The 23,713-nt window shown below is 72.3% G+C and carries 24 protein-coding genes and 1 riboswitch; of the genes, 12 read left to right on the top strand and 12 right to left on the bottom strand.

The genetic code is table 11. The features are described from left to right. Positions 1–58: 58 nt before the first annotated feature. Positions 59–228: riboswitch (SAM riboswitch) on the top strand. An 18-nt stretch (positions 229–246) separates the two neighbouring features. The 6 genes from thrC (at position 247) to KBY32_RS20850 (ending at position 7,353) form a co-directional block, all read left to right on the top strand. Then, a complete protein-coding gene (thrC, locus tag KBY32_RS20875; protein WP_115508171.1) occupies positions 247–1,530 on the top strand; it encodes a threonine synthase in 1,284 nt (427 codons plus the stop codon). Then, positions 1,527–1,802, top strand: coding sequence for a MoaD/ThiS family protein (locus KBY32_RS20870; RefSeq protein WP_055625113.1), 276 nt, complete (start codon positions 1,527–1,529; stop codon positions 1,800–1,802). The genes thrC and KBY32_RS20870 overlap by 4 nt, the downstream gene beginning before the upstream one ends. 443 nt (positions 1,803–2,245) lie before the next feature. Next, positions 2,246–2,452: a cold-shock protein gene (locus tag KBY32_RS20865; protein ID WP_007493268.1), complete on the top strand. Its 207-nt coding sequence runs from the start codon at positions 2,246–2,248 to the stop codon at positions 2,450–2,452. Between the two features lie 309 nt (positions 2,453–2,761). Further along, positions 2,762–4,384, top strand: coding sequence for a chaperonin GroEL (groL, locus tag KBY32_RS20860; RefSeq protein WP_055625112.1), 1,623 nt, complete (start codon positions 2,762–2,764; stop codon positions 4,382–4,384). Between the two features lie 220 nt (positions 4,385–4,604). Next, on the top strand, positions 4,605–5,732 hold the full coding sequence (locus KBY32_RS20855; RefSeq protein WP_055625111.1) for an NADH:flavin oxidoreductase: 1,128 nt from the start codon (positions 4,605–4,607) through the stop codon (positions 5,730–5,732). Between the two features lie 145 nt (positions 5,733–5,877). Next, positions 5,878–7,353, top strand: a complete 1,476-nt coding sequence (locus tag KBY32_RS20850; RefSeq protein WP_210981152.1) for an MFS transporter — start codon at positions 5,878–5,880, stop codon at positions 7,351–7,353. Positions 7,354–7,356: 3 nt separating this feature from the next. Here KBY32_RS20850 and KBY32_RS20845 read toward each other — a convergent pair whose 3' ends face one another. The 4 genes from KBY32_RS20845 to KBY32_RS20830 are packed head-to-tail and all read right to left on the bottom strand — an operon-like array spanning position 7,357 to position 9,556. After that, entirely contained in the window at positions 7,357–7,926 is a 570-nt protein-coding gene (locus tag KBY32_RS20845) for a hypothetical protein (protein ID WP_210981151.1), read from the bottom strand. Positions 7,927–7,967: 41 nt separating this feature from the next. Further along, entirely contained in the window at positions 7,968–8,504 is a 537-nt protein-coding gene (locus KBY32_RS20840; RefSeq protein ID WP_210981150.1) for a DinB family protein, read from the bottom strand. A gap of 25 nt (positions 8,505–8,529) precedes the next feature. After that, positions 8,530–8,733: a DUF397 domain-containing protein gene (locus KBY32_RS20835; protein ID WP_055625107.1), complete on the bottom strand. Its 204-nt coding sequence runs from the start codon at positions 8,731–8,733 to the stop codon at positions 8,530–8,532. Next, the gene (locus KBY32_RS20830; RefSeq protein ID WP_210981149.1) at positions 8,717–9,556 is read right to left on the bottom strand and encodes a helix-turn-helix transcriptional regulator; all 840 of its coding nucleotides are present in this window, start codon (positions 9,554–9,556) and stop codon (positions 8,717–8,719) included. Before KBY32_RS20830 ends, KBY32_RS20835 begins: the two co-directional genes overlap by 17 nt. A gap of 115 nt (positions 9,557–9,671) precedes the next feature. Between KBY32_RS20830 and KBY32_RS20825 the strand changes: the two genes are divergently transcribed. Beyond that, positions 9,672–9,914, top strand: coding sequence for a hypothetical protein (locus KBY32_RS20825; RefSeq protein ID WP_079033907.1), 243 nt, complete (start codon positions 9,672–9,674; stop codon positions 9,912–9,914). On the opposite strand, the gene murQ is transcribed toward KBY32_RS20825, so the two are convergent. Beyond that, positions 9,862–10,797: an N-acetylmuramic acid 6-phosphate etherase gene (gene murQ / locus KBY32_RS20820; protein WP_210981148.1), complete on the bottom strand. Its 936-nt coding sequence runs from the start codon at positions 10,795–10,797 to the stop codon at positions 9,862–9,864. The genes KBY32_RS20825 and murQ overlap by 53 nt on opposite strands. 38 nt (positions 10,798–10,835) lie before the next feature. Next, positions 10,836–11,738 carry a MurR/RpiR family transcriptional regulator gene (locus tag KBY32_RS20815; protein ID WP_055625104.1) on the bottom strand — a complete coding sequence of 301 codons (903 nt, stop codon included), beginning with the start codon at positions 11,736–11,738 and terminating at the stop codon, positions 10,836–10,838. A gap of 55 nt (positions 11,739–11,793) precedes the next feature. Here KBY32_RS20815 and KBY32_RS20810 point away from each other — a divergent pair, with 55 nt between their 5' ends. Both KBY32_RS20810 and KBY32_RS20805 read left to right on the top strand, forming a co-directional pair. Then, on the top strand, positions 11,794–12,177 hold the full coding sequence (locus tag KBY32_RS20810) for a hypothetical protein (protein ID WP_210981147.1): 384 nt from the start codon (positions 11,794–11,796) through the stop codon (positions 12,175–12,177). Next, positions 12,174–12,443, top strand: a complete 270-nt coding sequence (locus tag KBY32_RS20805) for a DUF4031 domain-containing protein (RefSeq protein WP_108707483.1) — start codon at positions 12,174–12,176, stop codon at positions 12,441–12,443. The genes KBY32_RS20810 and KBY32_RS20805 overlap by 4 nt, the downstream gene beginning before the upstream one ends. Here KBY32_RS20805 and KBY32_RS20800 read toward each other — a convergent pair. The 3 genes from KBY32_RS20800 to KBY32_RS20790 are packed head-to-tail and all read right to left on the bottom strand — an operon-like array spanning position 12,437 to position 14,664. Next, the gene (locus KBY32_RS20800; RefSeq protein ID WP_210981146.1) at positions 12,437–13,558 is read right to left on the bottom strand and encodes a GNAT family N-acetyltransferase; all 1,122 of its coding nucleotides are present in this window, start codon (positions 13,556–13,558) and stop codon (positions 12,437–12,439) included. The genes KBY32_RS20805 and KBY32_RS20800 overlap by 7 nt on opposite strands. Positions 13,559–13,585: 27 nt before the next feature. After that, complete coding sequence (locus tag KBY32_RS20795; RefSeq protein WP_210981145.1) at positions 13,586–14,233, bottom strand: hypothetical protein; 648 nt, start codon at positions 14,231–14,233, stop codon at positions 13,586–13,588. 35 nt (positions 14,234–14,268) lie between these two features. After that, positions 14,269–14,664: a RidA family protein gene (locus KBY32_RS20790; protein ID WP_210981238.1), complete on the bottom strand. Its 396-nt coding sequence runs from the start codon at positions 14,662–14,664 to the stop codon at positions 14,269–14,271. 329 nt (positions 14,665–14,993) lie between these two features. Between KBY32_RS20790 and KBY32_RS20785 the strand changes: the two genes are divergently transcribed. Beyond that, entirely contained in the window at positions 14,994–15,668 is a 675-nt protein-coding gene (locus KBY32_RS20785; RefSeq protein WP_210981144.1) for a maleylpyruvate isomerase family mycothiol-dependent enzyme, read from the top strand. 112 nt (positions 15,669–15,780) lie between these two features. Further along, entirely contained in the window at positions 15,781–16,476 is a 696-nt protein-coding gene (locus tag KBY32_RS20780; RefSeq protein ID WP_210981143.1) for a copper homeostasis protein CutC, read from the top strand. Between the two features lie 148 nt (positions 16,477–16,624). On the opposite strand, the gene KBY32_RS20775 is transcribed toward KBY32_RS20780, so the two are convergent. Beyond that, complete coding sequence (locus KBY32_RS20775) at positions 16,625–18,673, bottom strand: UvrD-helicase domain-containing protein (RefSeq protein WP_210981142.1); 2,049 nt, start codon at positions 18,671–18,673, stop codon at positions 16,625–16,627. Between the two features lie 271 nt (positions 18,674–18,944). Here KBY32_RS20775 and KBY32_RS20770 point away from each other — a divergent pair, with 271 nt between their 5' ends. Continuing rightward, entirely contained in the window at positions 18,945–19,124 is a 180-nt protein-coding gene (locus tag KBY32_RS20770) for a hypothetical protein (RefSeq protein ID WP_055625096.1), read from the top strand. Between the two features lie 72 nt (positions 19,125–19,196). Here the strand turns inward: KBY32_RS20770 and KBY32_RS20765 are convergent, their stop codons facing one another. Next, on the bottom strand, positions 19,197–20,858 hold the full coding sequence (locus KBY32_RS20765) for a DNA repair helicase XPB (RefSeq protein ID WP_055625095.1): 1,662 nt from the start codon (positions 20,856–20,858) through the stop codon (positions 19,197–19,199). Between the two features lie 67 nt (positions 20,859–20,925). Beyond that, complete coding sequence (locus KBY32_RS20760) at positions 20,926–23,547, bottom strand: helicase C-terminal domain-containing protein (RefSeq protein WP_210981141.1); 2,622 nt, start codon at positions 23,545–23,547, stop codon at positions 20,926–20,928. Positions 23,548–23,713: the final 166 nt, after the last annotated feature.

The following is a 23,713-nucleotide window of genomic DNA, read 5'->3' as shown; positions in this document are numbered from 1 at the left end:
CGAGTGACCATCGCATGTCAGGGTCGCCCGGGTTCACAACCGCAGTACAACCGCATACCGCTCATCCAGAGGGGCAGAGGGACACGGCCCGATGAAGCCCCGGCAACCCTCCAGTCGGTTCTCGTAGATCAGCGTCGATCGTCACCGTTGATCGTCCTCGCGAGGCTCCCGGCTAGGGAAGGTGCCAAATCCGTCTCACGGCGAGATGCGTCGTGAGGAAGATGAGGAGAAAGGGCCTCGCCTCACATGGCTGTGCAGACTGTTGCAAGCAGCACCGACTCCACCGTAGACCTCGGCCCCGCAGCGGCGCTCTCCTGTCGCGAGTGCGGCCACCGGGTCCCGCTCGGCCCGGTCTTCGCCTGCGAGGAGTGTTTCGGCCCGCTCGAGATCGCGTACGACTTCTCCGGCTACGACACCGAGAAGCTCCGTCAGCGCATCGAGGCGGGCCCCGCGAACATCTGGCGCTACGCGCCCCTGCTGCCCGTCCCGGCCGACGTGGCGGACAAGCCGAACATCAACCCCGGCTGGACCAAGCTCGTCAAGGCCGACAACCTCGCCCGCGAACTGGGCGTCACCGGCGGCCTGTACGTCAAGGACGACTCCGGCAACCCGACGCACAGCTTCAAGGACCGCGTCGTCGCGCAGGCCCTGGAGGCCGCGCGCGCCTTCGGCTTCACCACCCTGTCCTGCTCCTCGACGGGCAACCTGGCCGGCGCGGTGGGCGCCGCCGCGGCCCGCGCCGGCCTCCGCTCGTGCGTGTTCATCCCGCACGACCTGGAGCAGGGCAAGGTCGTCATGGCCGCGATCTACGGCGGCGAGCTCGTCGGCATCGAGGGCAACTACGACGACGTGAACCGTTTCTGCTCCGAGCTGATCGGCGACCCGGCCGGTGAGGGCTGGGGCTTCGTGAACGTCAATCTGCGGCCGTACTACGCCGAGGGCTCCAAGACCCTCGCGTACGAGATCTGCGAGCAGCTCGGCTGGCGGCTGCCGGACCAGCTGGTCGTCCCGATCGCCTCCGGCTCCCAGCTCACCAAGATCGACAAGGGTCTGCAGGAGCTGATCAAGCTCGGGCTCGTCGAGGACAAGCCGTACAAGATCTTCGGTGCCCAGGCCGAGGGCTGCTCGCCGGTGTCCACCGCCTTCAAGGCGGGCCACGACGTGGTCCGCCCGCAGAAGCCGGACACCATCGCCAAGTCGCTCGCCATCGGCAACCCGGCCGACGGCCCCTACGTCCTGGACATCGCGCGCCGCACGGGCGGTGCGGTGGAGGACGTGACGGACGCCGAGATCGTGCAGGCGATCAAGCTGCTCGCGCGCACCGAGGGCGTCTTCGCCGAGACCGCGGGCGGCGTCACGGTGGGCGTCACGAAGAAGCTCATCGAGAGCGGGGTCCTCGACCCCACCAGGACCACGGTCGTCCTGAACACCGGTGACGGCCTGAAGACGCTGGACGCGGTGGCGGGTACGGGCCTCACCGCGACGATTCGTCCCAACCTTGACTCCTTCCGAGAGGCTGGCCTCGCATGAGCGTGACCGTTCGCATCCCGACCATCCTGCGCACCTACACCGGCGGTCAGGCCGAGGTCGCCGCCGAGGGCGCGACCCTGGCCGAGGTCATCTCCGACCTGGAGAAGAACCACACGGGGATCGCCGCCCGGGTGCTGGACGACCAGGGCAAGCTCCGCCGCTTCGTGAACGTGTACGTGAACGACGACGACGTGCGTTTCGAGCAGGGTCTGGAGACCGCCACTCCGGACGGCGCCGGCGTCTCCATCATTCCGGCCGTCGCCGGCGGCTGACCGGATGACCGAACATTACCTTCGGTAACCGCGCTCACCGAGCGTTCATCGAATTGCCTCCTCCGTGAGAGAAACGGAGGAGGCAATTCTGTGTGATTGAGCGGGGTACAGTTGGGGAACGCACCGCCGGTTCATGGACCGGCCGCCTTTGATGGGTGCCGCCGACCCGACAAGAAGTAGCCAAAGTACGCGGCCTTTTTGCGGCCTATGCCCCGTTTGTCCGGCCCGACTTGACGCGAAGTCAGCGGAATTGTCCCCACATTCCCGACCGGTCGTGCCCGGATTTCTCGTCCGATTGACCTGTTGCAGACGGCAGTTGGGCAGATACATTCAGCCGCGGTCGACGCGTTCCGGCGCACGCCCCCGACCGATTGGGGGGTGAGGTCTGACCCGGATCCGCGAAGTGTGGATCTGTGCAAGGGCCAGTAATAGGGGAGTTAGGCATGGCTCAGGGCACCGTCAAGTGGTTCAACGCGGAGAAGGGGTACGGCTTCATCGCGGTCGACGGTGGTGCGGATGTTTTCGTCCACTACAGCGCGATCCAGATGGACGGTTACCGCACCCTGGAAGAGGGCCAGCGGGTCGATTTCGAGATCTCGCAGGGTCAGAAGGGGCCGCAGGCGGACATGGTCCGGCTGGCGACCGGCTGAAGCACGCGTCGACGAACAGCAGCGACGTTCTTCTTCGAAGGGCCCGCGCCTCCTGGGGGGCGCGGGCCCTTCGCCGTGCCCGCGCGCCCCTGTGCGCGACGGGCGCGCAGCGCGGGCGCCTTGCACTCTCGTACCCCGAGTGCTAATCATTGGCGTTAGCACTCTGAAGGTGAGAGTGACAAAGGAGGACCGGGTCGGTGAGGCCCGCAGGCCAGGTGGGGCAAGGAACCACGCGGCCGGCGAGCCGTCCGTCGCGGGCGCGGGCGCGGTCCGAAGGAATCACCCCCAGTCCTGGAGGGACCACTTCACATGGCCAAGATCATCGCGTTCGACGAGGAGGCGCGGCGCGGCCTCGAGCGCGGCATGAACCAGCTCGCGGACGCCGTCAAGGTGACGCTCGGCCCCAAGGGCCGCAACGTCGTCCTCGAGAAGAAGTGGGGCGCCCCCACGATCACCAACGATGGTGTCTCCATCGCCAAGGAGATCGAGCTCGAGGACCCGTACGAGAAGATCGGCGCCGAGCTGGTCAAGGAAGTCGCCAAGAAGACGGACGACGTCGCCGGTGACGGTACGACCACCGCGACCGTCCTCGCCCAGGCCCTGGTCAAGGAGGGCCTGCGCAACGTCGCCGCCGGCGCCAACCCGATGGCCCTCAAGCGCGGCATCGAGCGTGCCGTCGAGGCCGTCAGCGCCGCCCTGCTCGAGCAGGCCAAGGATGTCGAGACCAAGGAGCAGATCGCTTCCACGGCCTCCATCTCCGCCGCCGACACCCAGATCGGCGAGCTCATCGCCGAGGCCATGGACAAGGTCGGCAAGGAAGGCGTCATCACCGTCGAGGAGTCCCAGACCTTCGGTCTGGAGCTGGAGCTCACCGAGGGTATGCGCTTCGACAAGGGCTACATCTCGGCGTACTTCGCCACCGACATGGAGCGTATGGAGGCCGTCCTCGACGACCCGTACATCCTGATCGCGAACTCCAAGATCACGAACGTCAAGGACCTGCTCCCGCTCCTGGAGAAGGTCATGCAGTCGGGCAAGCCGCTGCTGATCATCGCCGAGGACGTCGAGGGCGAGGCCCTGTCGACCCTGGTCGTCAACAAGATCCGCGGCACCTTCAAGTCCGTCGCGGTCAAGGCCCCGGGCTTCGGCGACCGCCGCAAGGCGATGCTGAACGACATCGCCATCCTCACCGGTGGCGAGGTCATCTCCGAGGAGGTCGGTCTCAAGCTGGAGAACACCTCCCTGGACCTCCTGGGCAAGGCCCGCAAGGTCGTCATCACCAAGGACGAGACCACCATCGTCGACGGTGCCGGCTCCTCCGAGCAGGTCCAGGGCCGGGTCAACCAGATCCGCGCCGAGATCGAGAACAGCGACTCGGACTACGACCGCGAGAAGCTGCAGGAGCGCCTGGCGAAGCTCGCCGGCGGTGTCGCGGTCATCAAGGCCGGTGCCGCCACCGAGGTGGAGCTCAAGGAGCGCAAGCACCGCATCGAGGACGCCGTGCGCAACGCCAAGGCGGCCGTCGAGGAGGGCATCGTCGCCGGTGGTGGCGTGGCCCTGCTGCAGGCCTCCAGCGTCTTCGAGAAGCTGGAGCTGCAGGGTGACGAGGCGACCGGTGCGGCCGCCGTCAAGCTCGCGCTCGAGGCCCCGCTGAAGCAGATCGCCGTCAACGCCGGCCTCGAGGGCGGCGTCGTGGTGGAGAAGGTCCGCAACCTCACCCCGGGTCACGGCCTGAACGCCGCGACCGGTGAGTACGTCGACCTGGTCGCCGAGGGCATCATCGACCCGGCCAAGGTGACGCGCTCCGCGCTGCAGAACGCCGCGTCGATCGCCGCGCTGTTCCTCACCACCGAGGCCGTCATCGCCGACAAGCCGGAGAAGGCCGCGGCCCCGGCCGGCGGCGGCATGCCGGGCGGTGACATGGACTTCTGACCGTCCTCGGGGTCTTGACCCCGGACGGTCACGTCCTACACGGAGGGCGGCACTTCCTGTTCCGGCAGGAGGTGCCGCCCTTCGGCGTGTCCGGGCTCACGCGGACGGGAGCGGCGAACGGGATGCGGGGGAGCCGGAGAAGTGCTTAAGGTGGTGTAACAATGCACGCGCACATACTGCCCGGTCAGCCGACCGCGTCCCCCACCGAGGAGCCCTCCGTATGACCCTCGCCCAGCCCGCCGCCTCCCGTGCGGCCGAGATCCTGTCCCGGCCGGCCGTCATCAACGGCCTCACCGTCCCGAACCGCATCGTGATGGCGCCGATGACCCGGATGTTCTCGCCGGGCGGCGTCCCCGGGGAGGACGTGCTGTCGTACTACGCGCGCCGGGCGGCGTCCGGCGTCGGTCTGATCGTCACCGAGGGCACCTATGTCGGGCACCCGTCGGCGGGCCAGAGCGACCGGGTGCCCCGGTTCCACGGCGAGGAGCAGCTGGCCGGCTGGGCGAAGGTCGCCGAGGCGGTGCACGCGGCGGGTGGCACGATCGTGCCGCAGCTGTGGCACATCGGCATGGTCCGCGAGCAGGGCCAGCAGCCCTTCCCGGACGCCCCGGCCATCGGTCCCTCCGGGCTGCGCATCGGCGCCGACGAGCCCACCGGCCGGGCGATGACCCGCCAGGACCTGGACGACGTGATCGCCGCCTTCGCGGAGGCCGCCGCCGACGCCGAGCGCATCGGCTTCGACGGCGTGGAGATCCACGGTGCCCACGGCTACCTCGTCGACCAGTTCCTGTGGGCGGGCACCAACCGCCGCACCGACGCCTACGGCGGCGACCCGGTCGCGCGCACGCTCTTCGCCGCCGAGATCGTGGCCGCCGTACGCGAGCGGGTGTCGCCCACCTTCCCCGTGATCTTCCGCTACTCGCAGTGGAAGCAGGAGGCGTACGACGCGCGCCTCGCCGAGACCCCGCAGGAGCTGGAGGCCATCCTCGCCCCGCTCGCCGCGGCCGGCGTCGACGCCTTCCACGCCTCCACCCGCCGCTACTGGATCCCGGAGTTCGACGGCTCCGACCTCAACCTCGCGGGCTGGACGAAGAAGCTGACCGGCCTCCCCACCATCACGGTCGGCTCGGTCGGCCTCGACGGCGAGTTCATCCGGGCGTTCGTGGGGGAGGGCTCCGCCACCAAGGGCTTCGACGACCTGCTGGACGCGCTGGAGCGCGACGAGTACGACCTGGTGGCCGTCGGCCGCGCCCTGCTGCAGGACCCGCAGTGGGCGGCGAAGGTCCTCGAGGGCCGCGTCGACGAGCTGAAGCCGTACGACGCCGCGTCGCTGCGGACCCTCAGCTGACCCCTCCCCCTCCAGGGCCGGACCCCCGTGCCGGACGGCCGGGGGTCCCCCTTTGTTCATTTGAGTAAGTCAATCAACTGACTTAAGGTTGCCTTCGTCAATCAATGCGTGTCTGTCACGCTCGGACGCCGACGGAGGCACCCCCATGTCCCACACCCCTGCCCCTCCCACCGCGGTGGCCGGGGGTGACTCCCCGCCGAACACCAGCGCCGTGGTCGCGGTGCTGGCCTTCGCGGGCATCGTCGTCTCGCTGATGCAGACCCTGGTCATCCCGATCGTCCCGGAGCTGCCGAAGCTGCTGGACGCGCCCGCCTCCGACACGGCCTGGGCGGTCACGGCGACGCTGCTCGCCGCCGCCGTCGCCACGCCCGTCATGGGCCGCCTCGGCGACATGTACGGCAAGCGGCGGATGCTGCTCGTCAGCGTCGTCCTGCTGATCGGCGGGTCCGTGATGTGCGGGCTCAGCGAGTCCCTCGTCCCGATGGTCGTGGGCCGCGTGCTCCAGGGCCTGGCGTCCGGTGTGATCCCGCTCGGCATCAGCATCATGCGCGACGAACTGCCCGCCGAACGCCTCGGCTCCGCCACCGCCCTGATGAGCGCCTCCCTCGGCATCGGCGGCGCCCTCGGTCTGCCCGCCGCCGCCGTCATCGCCGACAACTTCGACTGGCACATGCTGTTCTGGACGTCGGCGGCCATGGGTGTCGTCGCGCTGATCTGCGTGCTGCTGTTCGTCCCCGAGTCCCGGGTGCGCACCGGCGGGCGGTTCGACCTCGTCGGCGGCGTCGGCATGGCGGCCGGACTGGTCTGCCTGCTGCTGGCCATCTCCAAGGGCGCCGACTGGGGCTGGGGCAGCGGCACCACGGTCGGCCTGTTCGTGGCGGCCGTCGTGATCCTGCTCGTGTGGGGCTGGTGGGAGCTGCGCATCCCCGAGCCGCTGGTCGACCTGCGCACGACCGCCCGCCGCCAGGTGCTCGTCACCAACCTGGCGTCCATAGCGGTGGGCTTCGCGATGTTCGCGATGAGCCTGGTGCTCCCGCAGCTCCTCCAGCTGCCCGCCGAGACCGGGTACGGCCTCGGCAAGTCGATGCTGGTCGCGGGCCTGTGCCTGGCGCCGTCCGGCCTGGTCATGATGGCCACGGCCCCCGTGTCGGCGGCCATCTCCCGGACCCGGGGTCCCAAGGTCACGCTGATGATCGGCGTCCTCGTCGTCGCCGCGGGCTACGGCCTCAACATCGTCCTGATGTCCGAGGTCTGGCACTTCATCCTGGTGGCCTGCGTCATCGGCATGGGCATCGGCTTCGCGTACGGCTCCATGCCGGCCCTGATCATGGGCGCCGTCCCCGCCTCGGAGACGGCCGCGGCCAACAGCCTCAACACGCTGATGCGCTCGCTCGGCACGTCCACCGCGAGCGCGGTCGCGGGCGTCATCCTCGCCCAGATGACCACGGACCTCGGCGGCTACGCCCTGCCGTCCGAGAACGCCTTCAAGGTGGTCCTCGCGGTCGGCGCCGGTGCGGCGCTGCTCGCGTTCGTCGTGGCGTCCTTCATCCCGAAGCCGGACGCCGCCGGCCCCGGCGAGCCCGCCGCCGAGTCGGCCCCGGAACCGGCTGCGGTCAAGTAGCGGCTACAGATTGCCCAGGGGCTCGATGTCGACCTTCACCGGGGTGCCCCAGATCCGCAGCACCTCGTAGTCGGTGAACTCGTGCACCAGCCGGTACGCCATCGCCGCGCGCGGGCCTCGCCGCTGGGCGGCGAGATACAGCTCGGCCTCCCGGCGGTCGCGGCGCGGGGTGCCGCACAGCTGCCACTCCTGGCCGTTCCACAGCTCCGGCAGCCAGCGCTGCTGGGGCTGTGGGCGGTCACCCCGCACCCCGTACCGGGACGGCGCCGTCGGCTCGGGGGAGCGGGGCACGTCGGGGCCGTTGAACTCCGAACGCCGCGCGGCCCGGCGCCGGGTCTCGCAGAGCAGGCACAGGTCGTGCGCGTTCTCGTCGACCGGCCCCTTCGGATGCTCCGGGCAGCGCGTGGCCGGCGCCGCGCCGGAGACGCTCTCGTCGAGCAGCTCCAGCGCGCGGCGCAGATCCGCCTTCATCTCGTGCAGTTTCGCGTCGGGCGTCTCCGCGGAGAGGGCGTCGCCGTGCTCACCGAGGACACGGAGAGCACGGCCCAGGGCGGTCATCTGGGCGTGGTTCATGGACCCCAGTCTGGGCAGTCCCCACCCCTTCGCGCCAACTCTCAGCCCATCGTCTTCGCCCCGTCCAGGGACTCCCTGATGATGTCGGCGTGCCCGGCGTGCTGCGCGGTCTCCGCGATGATGTGCAGCAGCACCCTGCGGGCCGACCAGCGCGCGTCCTCGTCGAACCACGGCGCCCGCGGCAGCGGGTGGGACGCGTTCAGGTCCGGCAGCTTCGCGACCAGCTCGTCGGTGCGCCGGGCGACCTCCTCGTACTCCGCCAGCACCCCGGCCAGCGTCTCGCCCGGCAGCATCTTGAACTCGTCGGCGCGCTTGGCGAAGTCCGCCTCGGTCATCGTCGAGAAGTCGGGCATCGCGGCCGGCCCGTCCACGATGAAGTCGGCCCACTTCTGCTCCACCGACGTGACGTGCTTGATCAGCCCGCCCAGACACAGCGCGCTCGCGGTGCTCCGGACGCCCGCCTGCTCGTCGGTGAGATCACGCGCGGTGAACCGCAGGAAGTGCCGGTGCTTGGCGAGCGTCTCCAGGAGGTCGGCGCGCTCGTCCGTGACGGTGGTGGTGTTCGTGGTGTCGGTCATGGGCCCACCGTAGAAGTCGATTAGGTCAGATCCTGACCGCTTCGACGAAGGCCTCCCACGCGGATTCGGAGAAGACGAGCGCGGGTCCGTGGGGGGTCTTGGAGTCACGGACGGGGACGAGGGTGGGGAAGTCGTGGGTGACTTCGAGGCAGTTGCCGCCGTCGCCGCCGCTGTGACGGGACTTGTGCCAGGTGGCCGCCTTCAGGTCCTGCTCAGGGATGCTCCTCATGCGCGTAATCCTGCGCCATGGCCTCGATGAGGGCCAGGGACTTGTACGGAGACAGCGCGCAGGCCGCGAGCAACTCGTAGGTGTGCCGTCGGCGTCGGACGGTGGCGGGGTCGTCCTCCAGCCGTCCGGTGCCGACTCCTTCGAAGTAGACGAGCGGGGGCGCGTCCTCGAACTCCATGAGCTTGAGGGCGCCCTGCATGGCGGCGTGCGCCCCGGCCTCGAAGGGCAGCACCTGGACGATGACCCGGCTGCGGCGCATCAGGGCGGCGATGTGCCGCAGTGCCTCCGCCATCACCTTGCGCCCGCCGGTGACCCGCCGCAGCGCGCCCTCGTCCAGAACCACCCACAACAACGGGTGTGTTGGATCGCTGAGCAGACGCGTCCGCTCCATCCGCGCGCTCACCAGGCGGTCGATCGTCTCCTGCGGTGCGGTCGGCTGGTAGGCCCGGCAGACCGCCTCGGCGTAGGCGGGGGTCTGCAGCAGGCCGGGGACGAGGAGCGGGGCGTACTCGCGGATCTCCGTGGCCGTCGCCTCGGCCTCCGCCGCCTGCGCGAAGTGCTCCGGGTACCGGGACTGTGCCGTCACCCGGCAGTTGCGCTGGAAGAAGTCGTCGGTGCCCAGCACCTCGTCCAGCACCCGGGCCTGGTCGGGCTGGATCCGGCGGGCGCCCGCCTCCAGCTGGCCGACGAACGAGCCGCTGACGAACAGCAGTTGCCCCAGCTTCTCCTGGCTGAGGCCGGCCTTCTCTCGCGCGTGCCGCAGCTCGGCGCCGAGCAGCGCACGGGGCGACGACGACGGATCCAGGTCCTTGGGCCCCGGCATGGCACCTCCCGGTCGGACAGCGAAGGGTGTTGGGACATTCCCTCTGGCCAGCCTAGGGATGATTCCGCCACTCTGTGTGGCGAATCAGTAACTCCGCGTGGAGAGGTGACCCCCCATGAGGTCCTCCGAAGAGATCGTCGCGTCCCTGCGGGAGGCGTTCGGTGCCGTCGGTGTCGTCCTGCCGTCCCTGTGCGTGGACCCCGTCACCGGGGCCGGGAAGGAGCCGTACGCCCTCGTGCAGTTGGGGCGGTGCAACGTGCGGACCGCCGAGCGGCTGGTGGCGGTGCTGCGGGACGCGGCGGAGGTCAGGCGCCGGCCTCTCGCAGCGCCACCCGCAGATGCCCCCGCGCCGCGCTGAGCAGCTCCGTGGCGGTCGGGCCGTCGACGTCCGCCAGCAGGACCAGGATGGCCGTCTTCACCTCGCCGTCCGCCTCGGTCAGGGCGCGTTCGACGGCCTCGTCGTCCGCGCCCGTGGCGAGGGAGACGATCCGGCGGGAGCGGGCCCGCAGCTTCTCGTTGGACGCGCGGACGTCGACCATCAGGTTCCCGTACGTCTTGCCGAGCCGGATCATCGTGATCGTCGACAGCATGTTGAGGACCAGCTTCTGTGCCGTGCCCGCCTTCAGCCGGGTCGAGCCGGTCAGCAGCTCCGGGCCGACGACGACCTCGATGCCGTGCTCGGCGGCGGCCGCCAGCGCGCTGTCCGCGTTGCAGGACAGGCCGATCGTCAACGCGCCGAGCCGCCGGGCGTGTTCGACGGCGCCGACGGCGTACGGGGTGCGCCCGGAGGCGGAGACGCCGACCACCGTGTCCAGCGGGGTCAGCGTGAGCGCGTCGAGGTCGGCGCGGGCCAGCTCGGCGGAGTCCTCGGCCCCCTCGACGGAGGTGACCACCGCCTGCGGGCCGCCCGCGATGAGGCCGACGACCTGCCCCGGGTCGGTGTTGAAGGTGGGCGGGCACTCGGAGGCGTCGAGTACCCCGAGCCGGCCCGCCGTGCCCGCGCCCGCGTAGACGAGGCGCCCGCCCCGGGCCATCCGTTCCGCGGCGGCGTCGACGGCGGCGGCGATCTCGGGCAGGCGCCGGGCGACGGCGGCGGGCACCGAGCCGTCCTCGCCGTTCATGATCCGGGCGATGTCGAGGGTCGGCAGCCGGTCGATCTCGGCGAACTCGGGCCGGAACGCCTCGGTGGTCAGGGTCTCCAGCTCGGCGCGGAGGTCACGAGGAGTGGAAGCGGAGGTCATGCGCGGGTGGCTCTCTTCGTTGCTCGACGACGGTGACGCTAGCGGCGGTGGCGGTGGGCCAGGGCCTCGTAGGAGGCGGCCAGCGCGGGCGCCGCGGTGTCGTACGTCCGCTGCGCCACCCCGACGAACAGGCAGTCCACGACGAGGAGCTGGCTCGTCCGGGACGACATGGCGGCGGGCCGCAGCTCGCTCTCGCGGGCCGTCGACGTGGTGAGGACGTGGTCGGCGTACTGCGTGACCGGGCCGTCGGGCCGCCCGGTGATGGCGACCGTGGTGGCCCCGTGCTCGAAGGCGACCCGCAGCGGTTCGATGACGTCCCCGGTCGAACCGGAGTGCGTGATCGCGATGGCCACGTCCCCGGCGCGCAGCTGGACCGCGTTCGTCACCGCGAGGTGCGGGTCGCTGTGGGCGTGCGCTATCAGCCCTATCCGCAGCAGCTTCTGCGTGAGGTCCTGGGCGACCAGGCCGCTCGCCCCGATGCCGTACACGTCGATCCGGCGGGCCGCCGCGGCGGCGGTGACCGCCGCGCCGAGCTGGACGGTGTCGAGACCGGCCGCGGTGTCGGCGAGGGTCTGCTGCTCGTCGTAGGCCAGCTTGGCGACGACGTCGGCGATCGGGTCGTCCACGGCGATGTCGGTGGTGATCGCGGGGGCGCGGCCCGACTCCTGCTGGGCGGCCAGACCGGCCAGGGCGAGCCGCAGATCGCGGTAGCCGGGGTAGCCGAGGAGGCGGGCGGTGCGTACGACGGTGGCCTCGCTGGTGCCGGTGAGCTCCGCGAGTCCGGTGACCGTGAGGGCCGCACAGCCGGCGGGGTCCTTCGCCACCGCTTCCGCGACCCGCTGCATGGAGCGGGTCATCGAGGGGGCGAGCGTACGCACCTTCGCCGCGAGGGCGGCGGGCGCGGGCGCGCGGCCGAAAGTTTCCTTCACGTCATTGGTCACATATGAAACGTATTTTCAATGCCGGGTCGTGGTCAAGAGTGCGCACAATAGACGCATGGACCCGGTCACCCCCATCGAACAGGCGCTGCACACGGCCCGCGCCCTGGTGCTCGCCGACCTGGCGGCCGACGAGGTCGCCGAGGCGGACGTCGTCTCCCTGGTGGAGCAGTCCGTGGTCGAGCGCCGCTGGTGGGTGGAGCAGTGGCCGGACGGAGTGGCGTACGTGCCGGGTCTGGTCGCCCAGGACGTGCAGGACGCGCTTCTCGACCGGCACGGCCGCTGGCCGCTGTGCCCGGTCTGCGGCACCGGCGAGCCGCACGCGCTGGACGTCGAGCCCGAACTGGGGCCGGACCCGCACTGGGTGTGCCACAAGGCGGGCGTGAAGGTCGCGCCGGTCGGCCTGCTCGGGTCCGCGCTCGGCGGGAAGCCGTCCGCGTGACGATCTACATCGACCCGCCCACCTGGCCGGGCCACGGCCGCCTCTGGTCGCACGTCGTCAGCGATGTGTCCTACGACGAACTGCACCGGTTCGCCGACGGGATCGGTGTCCCGCGCCGGGCGTTCGAACGCGACCACTACGACCTCCCCGCGCACCGGTACGCCGACGCGGTCCGCGCGGGCGCGGTCGAGGTCAGCAGCCGCGAGGTGGTGCGGCTGCTGTACGGGGCCGGGCTGCGCAGGCGGAAGAAGGACATGCGTCACTGACCGGCGGCCGCGCCCGCCTCCCGGCGGACGTACAGCCGCAGCGGGCCCTCCTCGTGCCGGTCCTGGGCCGCACGCTCCTCCCCGGCGCTCGCGCGGACGTAACCGGCGCGCTCGGCGACCCGCTGCGAGGGGGTGTTGTCCTCCTCGATCGTCGCGCACAGGCTGTGGACGTCGTCGCGGTCCAGCGCCCAGCGGGACAGGGTGTCCAGCGCCTCCGCCGCGTAGCCCCGGCCGCGGGCGCCCTCCACCAGGTCGTAGCCGATCTCCGCGCGGCCCTCCTCGTCCGGGGCGCCGTGGAAGCCGATGCCGCCGACCGCGAGTCCGTCCTCCCGCCGCAGAAGCACGAACACCCCGAACTCGGGCCGGTGCACGCCCGCCTCGTACGCCTGCGTCAGCATCCCGGCGGCTTCCCGCGTCCCCTCGTAGGGGCCGCCGACGACCCAGTCGAACCCGCCGTCGCCGCCCTGGGCGAGATCGGCGGCCGTGGCCGGGGTGAGCCCCTGGAGGGTGAGCCGGTCGGAGGTGAGGACGAGGTCGTTCTTCCAGCGCCAGCCGTCGACCGGCGCACGGCCGGGCAGGTCGCCGCGGCCGGTGGCCCACAGGAGGGTGCGCCAGGGGTCGGGGTCCGGCCGGACCTCCGGGAAGATCGTCGTCAGCACGAACCGGGCGAGCCCGGCCGGGGGTTCGTGGTCCAGCCTCAGCCCGACGGCGATGTCATGGGTGTGCAGCAGCACCTCGGCGACGCCCATCGCGGCGAACCCCTCGCGGTTCGCGCTGCGGAACGGATACGGGTGGAAGGCGCGCACCTCGGGCGGCGTGGTGCGCAGGACCGCCGTGAGCAGGGCGCCGGTCGTCTCGAGGACGTCGAGCAGCCCGTCGTTGCCGGTGCCCTCGTCCAGGGTGATCTCGAACGGGACGTACGCGCGCTGCGCCCGTCCCGCGAGCTGCCCCGCGTAGGCGATGAGGTCGCCGGCCATGTGCTCGGCCGTGGCGCGGCAACTCCAGTCGAGGCGGCCCGCCTTCACCCCGTCCCAGTCCCGGTCCGCCACCGTGCGCAGCAGCGCCACGGCATCGGCCACGGCCTCGGTCACCTGTTCCCCGCCCCTGTGTCGCATGGCGTGCAGGCTACGGTTCCGCACGGCTCAGAGCGACAGCATTTCCAGTTCCGAGGAGAGGTTGTAGCGGGCGGTCGCCTCCCACTTCTCCCGGCCGTACGGCGTGCGGAACAGGCTGGGCAGGGCGAGGAGTTGGCGCAGCACGTCGGCACGGCCGGCGCGGAAGGCGTCGTTCGGGACGAAGTGGTACTCCTCGCGGACGGCGGCCGTGTAGGCGGCGTACGCCGAGGGCGGCGCGGCGAGGATCGCGAGGTCGGCGTCGCACAGCACCTCGCCGTCGGAGTCGCCGGGCGCCGGATCGTGCGTGACGGTGAGCCGCACCAGCCGGGCCACCTCCGCCGTCCGCTCGGCGGGCACCCCGGCCTCGGGAAGCGCCCGCTCGGCGAGCCGGGCGGACCGCTCCTCGTTCTCCGACCGGTCGGGCAGATACACGGCGTCGTGGAACCAGGCGGCGAGCCGGACGGCCTCGACGTCCGCCGCGTACTCGGCCAGCTCGTCGACGTGGTCCAGCACCGCCGCCAGGTGGTCCACGGTGTGATAGCGCCGCTGCGGCTCGGACCAGCGCTTCAGGAGTTCCTTCCCGTACCGCTCGGGCGCGACGGCGCAGGAGTCGTCGCCGCGTGCGGCGAGCAGGGTACGCAGCCAGCGGGCGCGGAGGTCATCGAGGTCGGCCATGACGCCATTCTGCCCACTGACGGCGGCAGGCCGCCCTACGCGACGGCGGTCCCCTCGAGCTCGACCAGCTGGCCGGGGACCGCCAGCCGTGCCACCCCGAGCATCGTGGTGGCCGGTGCCACCCCGGCGGCGCCCAGGCGCGCCGCCAGCACGCCGTAGTGCGGGAAGAGCCGATCGACGTCGGTGGTGTAGACGTTGAGCCGGACGAGGTTCGCGAGGGACATGTCGGCCTCGCCGAGCACGGCCTCGAGGTTGTCGAGGCTCAGCGCCAACTGCGCGGCCATGTCCCCCTCATGCTGCGGCTTCCCCTCGGCGTCCATCGCGGTCTGCCCGGAGCAGTACAGGGTCCGGGTGTGCCCGGAGACGACCTCCCCCTGGTTGAACCCCAACGCCACGGACCAGGACACCGGGTTGACCGCCGTTCGTTCCACTGCCACTTCAGCTCCATTCGAATGCCGGTGCCTGGGAGCCTTCCGGCAAATCCCGACACCTTTCGTCATGTATGCGAGGGGATTCGAGGCCACGCGCGTACGCGGCCCGGAAGCCCGGCCCGACCGACCGGACACGGCCCAGGTCGTGTCCGTAAAGTCGCGTCGTCCGCCCGGAGGGCGGGCCGAGCGGCGTCCGGTGCGTGCTCTCGGCGCGCCGGACGGGCTCCCGCGTACTGGTTGTACGCGGGTGGCCGGCCGGTGTGGCGAGAGTGCGTGCCGGGCGTCGAACGGCAGGCGAGACTTTGCGGACACGGCCTAGCGTGGACGGCATGACTTCTGCTGACGTGCACGACGTACGGGATCCGGAGCTGCCGGGGCGGCTGCTGACCGTCGAGCGGGACACGCTGGTCCCGTTGCTGCGGACGCGGCCCGACGAGGACTTCGCGCGCAGGACGGCCGCCTGTCCGGGGTGGTCGGTGCGGGATGTGCTGGCGCACTGTTCGGCCGCGCTGACCCGGGTGGTGGACAACCGGCTGGAGGAGGGCGTGTTCTCGCCCGAGTCCAACGACCGGGACATCGCCGAGCGGGCCGGGTGGAGCAACGCCCGGATCGTCGACGAGCTGGAGCGGGCGATGACCGAGGCGGGACCGGTGATCGCCAAGGCGGGCGGGGCCCTGGACGGGGTCGGGCTCGGCGAGTGGGTGCACGCCGGTGACGTGCGCGAGGCGCTGGGCGAGCCGGGGGCGTACGCCGGGGCCGGGCTGCCCGACGCGCTGGCGCTGCTGGCGTGGCTCACCCGCGAGCGCAGGCATGTGCCGCTCCAGGCCGACCTGGACGACGTGGACGAGCCCCTGCGGCTGGGCGACCCCCTGGCTCCCCGGCCCCCGGCGCGCTACATCGGCGACGCCACCACCCTCGTACGGCTCTATTCCGGGCGTCCGGCGGCCGGGGCGGCGTACGAGCTGGCGGGCGCGCAGCCGGCGGAGCTGAACATCTTCGGGTGACCCCGTTTCCGGCCATGGGTTGAGCGGGACCCCGGATGGGCAGGCGTAGGCTGGATTGGACTAGACCTGTAGTCGCCAGTTGTCGCCGTCGAATGCCGAGGAATGGGGTCCCATGAGCGAGCGTGCAGTCCTGGAGGTGATCGCCCTCGGCGTGGAGGACGCGGTCGCCGCCCAGGCCGGGGGTGCGGACCGGCTCGAACTGGTCACCGACATGGCGGCGGACGGGCTCACCCCGCCGGTCGAGACGTTCACCCGGATCCGCGCCGCCGTCGACCTCGATCTGCGCGTGATGCTGCGGCTGGCCGACGGGTTCGCGGTCGGGGACGTCGAGCGGGTCGTCCGGGCGGCGAGCGAACTGCGGGACGCCGGGGCGGACGAGTTCGTGCTCGGCTTCCTCGACGCGGACGGGTCGGTGGACCTCGTCGCCATGGAGCGGGTGGTGGCGGAGCTGGACGGGTGCCGGTGGACGTTCCACCGGGCGATCGACCGCGCCGCCGACCGGGACGCCCTGCGCAAGCAGCTCGACGGGATGCCGGGCCTGGACACCTACCTCACGGCGGGGGCGGCGGGCGGCGTCGACGACGGACTGCCCACGCTCCTCGCGGAGGCGGCACGGGACGGCGAGCCCGGCTACGAACAGCGCGTCCTGGTCGGCGGCGGCCTGCGCCTCGACCACGTCCCGGACCTCCTGGCGGCGGGCATCGACGCCTTCCACATCGGCGGCGCGGCCCGCCCGGCAGGCTGGACGGGCCCGGTCTCGGCGGAAGCGGTCTCCACCTGGAGAACGGCCCTGGACACCCGGGCGTAGATTTTTTGGGCTGCTGGGGGCGCGGGGCACTGCCTTTCCCGGGGCGCCGGCAGGTGCCGTCAAGGGGCGCGGGGAACTGCGCGACCAGCCCCCACCGGCCGGCACCCGGCAACGAAACCGGACCCCCGCCCCCGTGGCCGCCCCGAACTCACGCCAACTGCAAGGGCAACGCCCCCGTATGGGCAACGATCAACCCCGACACGGCCCGAGTCAGCGCCACATACAACCGCCGCAACCCCGTCCGCTCATCCGGCTCCCCCTCCACCACGGCCCCCGGTTCGTCCAGGACCACGTAGTCGTACTCCAGACCCTTCGCCAGCGACGCCGGCACCAGCGTCAGCCGGACGCGCCGGGTCGTCTCCTCACCCGGCGCCAGATACTCCAGCCCCGCCGCCTTCAGCGCCTCCGCCAGCACCGGCACCCGCGCATCCGCGGCGATCAGCCCGACCGACCCCTCGTGCCGCAGCGACTCCTCGCACGCGGAAGCGACCTCCGCCGCCTCCGCGACCGTACGGATCTCGAAGAACCCGGGGTTGTCACGGATCGACGCCACCGGCGTCAGCCCCGGCGCGATGGACGGCAGCAGACGCGACGCGTACGTGATGACGTCCGTCGGCACCCGGAAACCGGCCGTCAGCTCCTCGATCACCCCGTCCGGCTTGCCGAGGTGCGTCAGCGCCTCCTCCCAGCTGCGGGTCGCCCACGGAGTGGTGCCCTGCGCCAGGTCGCCCAGCACCGTCGCCGAACCGGTCGTGCAGCGCCGCCCCACCGCCCGGTACTGCATCGGCGACAGATCCTGCGCCTCGTCCAGCACCACATGCCCCAGCGACGGCGTCCGCGTCACGAGGTCGCTCGCCTCGTCGATCAGCACGGCGTCCGCCGCCGACCACTTCGCCGATTTCACCGACCGCGCCGGCTTCGCCCACAGGATCGCCCGCTGCTCGGCCTCGTCGAGGACGCCGTCCGCGTGCTCCGCCAGGAACTCCGCGTCCGACAGCAGCCGCAGCACCAGCTTCGCCGGGTCCACCGGCGGCCAGATCGCCTTCACGGCCGCCTTCACCGCCGCGTTGCGGGCCACCGCGTCCTGCACCCGGTCGTCCGGCGCCTCGCCCGACCGCTCCATCTGCACCAGCACCGCGTGCGCGATCCGCTGCGGCAGCGCCTCGCGGGCGGCGCCGTACCGGATGCCGCGGTCCAGCAGCTCGCGGACGATCTCCGCGACCTCGTACGCCGGGACGCGCCACCGCCGTGAGCCGCGCACCACGACCACCGCCTCGGACGGCATGGTCACGTGCGCGTACACCGCCCGCCGCAGCACCTCGGCCATCCGCGCGTCGCCCTTGATCACCGCGGCCGCCGCGTCGTCGGTGCCGCGCACCTCCACCTGGGCCACGAGATCGTCGACCGTGGCCTGGCGGACCGTCAGCTCGCCGAGCGCGGGCAGCACCTGCTCGATGTAGTGCAGGAAGGACCGGTTCGGCCCGATCACCAGGGTGCCGGTGCGGGCCAGCCGCTCCCGGTGCGCGTACAGCAGATACGCCACCCGGTGCAGGCCCACGGCCGTCTTGCCGGTGCCCGGGCCGCCCTGCACACACACGGTCCCGCCGAGCCCGGACCGTACGATCTCGTCCTGCTCGGGCTGGATCGTCGCCACGATGTCCCGCATGGGGCCGACACGCGGCCGTTCGATCTCCTGCTGGAGCAGCTTGCTGGTGCGCGCCGCCTCCGCCGGGTCGGACAGATGCTCGTCCTCGTACGCCGTGAGATCGCCGCCCGTGTAGCCGAAGCGGCGGCGCAGCGCGATGTCCATCGGGTCCTTCTTGGACGCCCGGTAGAACGGCTGCGACACCGGCGCACGCCAGTCGATGACCATCGGGTCGCCGTCCGCGTCGTGCACATGCCGCCGCCCGATGTAGAAGCGTTCCCCTTCGGCGCCCTCGGCCTCCTCGGCGCCCGGCGCGTGCAGATAGTCGAGCCGGCCGAAGAACAGCGGGGTGTCGCTGAGGTCGGCCAGCGCCTTGATGCGGTCGTCGATCTGCCGGGTCAGCACCTCGGCGTTGACCCAGTTCGCGGTGACGTCGCGGATGTCGAGGGACTCGACGTCCTCGCGCATGGCGCGCAGCGCGGCGCGCGAGGACGCCAGATGGGAGCGCTCTCGCTCCAGCGGGTCGAGGCTGTCGTCGACGGGCCTGGACAAGGGGGTGCCTCCGGATGACCAACGGGCGGATCGGACGAGAGAGAGCCGTCCGGTTTCCGTCCGGGCGGCGGCACTCCGCGAGGGGAGGCGGGCAAGAGCGGAGATTTTAGGCGAGCGCCCGCCCTGGGTGCCAACCAATTTCCCCGCACCCACTAGGGGGCGCCGTCCTCCTTTCAGGGCGGCCCGTCCGCCCCGAGACGTACGGGAGCGGCACCCGGCTTCGGCCCGGAGACCGATGCGGGCTTTACGGACACCGACGCATCATGGAGACATGAGCGCAGCAACCATCCACCCGGCCCCCGCGGCCCCCCGCGGAGCGACCGCGCTCCAGGGGAGCCACCGTCATCGACTCGGTGAAGCCCTGCGTGCCGTCAAGGTGTTCATGGGCGCCGCCTTCGACGTGATCGTCCTCGGCGAGTACCGGGAGGAGGCGGGCGTCCGCCACAAGTGACGGACCCGCCGGTCACGGTGACACGACGTCAGCGACCGTGACCGTACGGAATAGCCCGCCCCTCCCGGGCCTTCAGCTCTCGGTGCCCCCGGCGCCTTCCGCCAGGATCTCGTCGGCGTCCACGATCCGGTACGCGTAGCCCTGCTCCGCCAGGAAGCGCTGGCGGTGGGCGGCGAAGTCCTGGTCGAGCGTGTCCCGCGCGACCACGGAGTAGAAGTGGGCCTGGTGCCCGTCCGCCTTGGGCCGCAGCACCCGGCCGAGCCGCTGAGCCTCCTCCTGGCGCGAGCCGAACGTCCCCGACACCTGGATGGCGACCGTCGCCTCCGGCAGGTCGATGGAGAAGTTCGCGACCTTGGACACCACGAGCACGTTGATCTCGCCCTGCCGGAACGCCTCGAACAGCTTCTCCCGCTGCGCGTTGGACGTCTCACCCTTGATCACCGGCGCGTCCAGATGCTCGCCCAGCTCGTCGAGCTGGTCGATGTACTGGCCGATCACCAGGATCTGCTGCCCGGCGAACCGGCGCACCAGCGCCTCGGTGACCTTCCGCTTGGTGTCGGTCGTCGCGCAGAAGCGGTACTTCTCCTCCTGCTCGGCGGTGGCGTACGCGAGCCGCTCGGAGTCGGTGAGGTTCACCCGTACCTCCACACAGTCCGCGGGCGCGATGTAGCCCTGCGCCTCGATCTCCTTCCACGGAGCGTCGAACCGCTTGGGGCCGATCAGGGAGAACACGTCGGACTCCCGGCCGTCCTCGCGGACCAGCGTCGCCGTCAGCCCGAGCCGCCGCCGCGCCTGGAGGTCGGCGGTGAACTTGAAGACCGGCGCGGGCAGCAGATGCACCTCGTCGTAGAGGATCAGGCCCCAGTCCCGGGAGTCGAACAGCTCCAGGTGCGGGTAGACGCCCTTCCGCCGGGTCGTCAGCACCTGGTACGTGGCGATGGTGACCGGGCGGATCTCCTTGCGCGTCCCGCTGTACTCGCCGATCTCCTCCTCGGTCAGCGAGGTCCGCTTCACCAGCTCGTGCTTCCACTGCCGGGCGGACACGGTGTTCGTGACGAGGATCAGCGTCGTCGACTTGGCCTCGGCCATGGCCCCGGCACCGACCAGGGTCTTCCCGGCGCCGCAGGGCAGGACGACGACACCGCTGCCGCCGTGCCAGAAGTTCTCCACGGCCTGCCGCTGGTACGGCCGCAGCGCCCAGCCGTCCTCGTCCAGGTCGATCGGGTGCGCCTCACCGTCCACGTACCCGGCGAGGTCCTCGGCGGGCCAGCCCAGCTTCAGCAGCGTCTGCTTGATCTGCCCGCGCTCCGAGGGGTGCACGGCGACCGTGTCCGGGTCGATGCGGTTGCCGACCAGCGGCGCGACCCGCTTGGAGCGCAGCACCTCCTCGAGGACCGGCCGGTCGGTGGTGGTCAGCACGAGGCCGTGCGCGGGGTGCTTGGACAGCGTGAGCCGGCCGTAGCGGTCCATCGTCTCGGCGATGTCGACCAGCAGCGCGTGCGGCACCGGATAGCGGCTGTACGTCACCAGCGCGTCGACGACCTGCTCGGCGTCGTGCCCGGCGGCGCGCGCGTTCCACAGGCCGAGCGGTGTCACCCGGTAGGTGTGGATGTGCTCGGGCGCCCGCTCCAGCTCCGCGAACGCCGCGATCGCCCGACGGCACGCGTCGGCCTGCTCGTGATCCACTTCGAGGAGCAGGGTCTTGTCCGACTGGACGATCAATGGTCCGTTCACGTGGGTCCGTCCTTCCGCTCACCACTCGACCAAACGTCCAGTGTGCCTGATCCCTTCCGGGCCGCCCTCAGATCTGGTCGTCGGCCAGCTCGGCGACCCCGGTGATCCGGTGCAGCGGATACGTCCGCACCTCGTCCGCGGTGTGGTCGTACGCCGTCACGAACCCGCCCTCGACCCGCACCGGCGCGATCACCCGCTGACTGGCGGCGCCCTCGGCGTTGACGTACCCGATCCACAGGGCCTCGCCGGTCAGCACGGCCGCCTGCATGGTGGCCAGCGTCTCGGCGGAGGTGGTGCGGGGCAGCTCGCCGCCGCCCCCGGCCGGGGTGTCACCGCCGGTCCTGCGCGGTGCCGTGGACGCCAGGTCGCCCGCCCGGATCGCGCGGATCGCGGCGGCCAGCAGTGTGGCGTCCGGCGCGGGCGGGCCGTCCGGCACCGGCTCGGGGGCCGTGCGCGGCGGGGTGCGGTGGGCGTCGGCCCGGGTGATCAGCACATCGCCCTCGGCGGACTCGGCGGCCGGCGCGAAGCCCATCGCACGGAGCCCCTCCAGCAGCGTCGCCGGGTCGCTCTGCGCGGCGAGCACGGTCGGCGCGAGGCGGCGCAGCCGCAGCCCGGCGGCGCGCTTGTCGGCGAGGATCTCGTTCAGCATCGCGTCGTCGTCGCAGCGGACGTACGCCGACGCGGCCCCCACCCGCAGCTGCCCGTGCCGCCGCGCCACGTCGTCGATCAGATACGCCAGCGGCTGCGGAACCGGCGTACGGGAGTGCTCGGCGAGGAAGGCGTGCAGGTCGGAGGCGGTACGCCCGGCATCCAGGGCCCGGCGCACCGAACCCGGTGTGAACCGGTACACGGTCGCGCCGCCCTTGGACTCGACGTCCGCGAGCACACCCAGCGTGTCGGCGAGGGGCCGCCGCAGCGGTCCGGGCGCCACGGCCGTCAGGTCGGCCTGGAGCAGGACGTGGTCCAGCGGCTCCGGCAGCAGCGGCGCGAGCAGCCGGGCGGCGGTCGCCGCGGCGGCGGCCTGCTCGGCCGGCGGCAGCGGCTCGGGCGGCGCGGCGGGGCGCGGGTGCTCGTGGTGCACGGGCAGCTTGTCGCCCGGCCCGGTCGGCTCGGGCGCCGGGGCCCTGCGTCGCGCCCCCGCGGGACCGTCCGCGGACGGACCGGTGGCCGAGGGCCCGGCGCCGTCCGTGGCCGTCCCGGCGGACGTGGCCGGGGGCAGCCCCAGCAGGGCCCGGCCGTGCGAGGACAGGGCGCCGCGCCCCGTCACACCCAGCCGCTCGGCCTCGTCCAGGGTCCACCGGGCCAGCCGGCCCCGCAGATCGTCCTCGCGCTGCGGTCCGCGCAGGGGCCGCTCCCAGCGCAGCCGGGCCAGCACCGACTCGGCCGACGGGGCCGTCCCCTCCGGGAGCGAGGCCAGCAGCGTCAGCACCCGGTGCCGTACCTCGGGCGCCGCCGAGCGGTCCAGGCCCGGGCCGAGCGCCGACAACGTACGGTCCTTCGCGTCCCGGCCGCCGACCACGCCCGCCGTCCGGGTCGCCGTCAGCCACGCCCGGGCCAGCGCCGCCCAGCGCTCGGCGGCCGGCAGCTCCAGCCACTCGTCGTAGGCGGGGGTGGCCGCGTACCGCTCGTCGGCCTCGCCGTCGGAGGCCACCAGCCCGGCGGCGTACGCGAGCTCCACCCAGAACGCGGCGACCGGCTCCGGCACGTCCAGGGCGACCGCGGTCCGCTTCAGGTCGCGCACGCTCAGGCCACCGGCCCGCAGCACGGCGGGCCCGCCCTCGTGCCAGTCCTTCAGCAGCTCCTCGATGGTGGCGAGCGCGGTGTACGCCTGCCCGGCCGCCGTCGCGTCCACGACCTGCGGGCGATGCGTGGCGGCCGGCTCCACCGGCGGCGGCAGCGGCTCGGTGGCGCGGTGCGCGCGCCCGCCGCGCAGATGCAGCGCCGCCTCCCGGGGCAGTACGACCGTGCCGGGCGCGGTGGGCAGCAGCAGACCGCGGTCCATCAGCCAGCGCAGCCGGGGCGCCGGGTCCGCGGTGACCTGCCCGTACGGCGGCCCCCACAGCAGCCGGGACAGCACCTCCACGGACTCCGGCGGCGCCTCGTCGAGCAGCGCCGACATCCGCCGCCGGTCGGAGAACAGCTCGGTCAGCGCGTCCAGGGCGGACACCGCGTCATGGGTGGACGGCAGCCCCGCCGCCGTCACGATCTCCTGGATCCGGCCCGGCGACATCCCGGACGCGGCCTCCCGCACGGTGGGCCCCAGCCCGGTCGGCGACGGATGCTGCGGCGAGGGCGCCAGCAGCTCACGTGCCGTGCGGACGAGCCGCAGCCGGTCGTCGGCGCCCCACACCAGCGCCTGCTCGCGCAGCGTCCGCAGGGCGTGCGGCAGGGCGCCCTCGACCGCCGGGTCGCCGTCGTCCCCGGCCATCAGCCCGAGCAGTTCGGCGTACGTCGCCGGGTCCGGTGCCACGGCCAGCGCCTCCGCCGTCTGCAGCGCGAACCGGTCCAGCCGCTCCAGGGCGCGCACCACCGACGCCCGGGTGCCGGCCCGCGTCGCGAGCTGCGTCAGATCCGTGGGGACGGGCGTGATGAGGTCGGGCCGGCTGCGCAGGAGCACGGCCAGCGAGGCGTCGTCCCGCGCGCGGAGCGCCTCCGCGAGGGAACGGGGCGGTACAGCCGGTTCGCTCATCCGACCCAATCTAGCGGGTGCGTGGCCGGGTCAGGGGAGGCGGCGAACCCCGGAATCACGCGCGGCGGCCGGGTCCCGCGCAACCGGCGGCACCGCCCCCGCGTCCCGGGCACCGCCCGCGCCCTGCGCTAACGTCGTCCCACGGGGTACCACAACGCACCCACCC

Origin of the sequence: Streptomyces sp. RK62 (assembly GCF_018070255.1) — a bacterium.
GTDB classification, from domain to species: domain Bacteria; phylum Actinomycetota; class Actinomycetes; order Streptomycetales; family Streptomycetaceae; genus Streptomyces; species Streptomyces nigra.
This window is presented reverse-complemented; position numbering and strand designations above follow the sequence as displayed.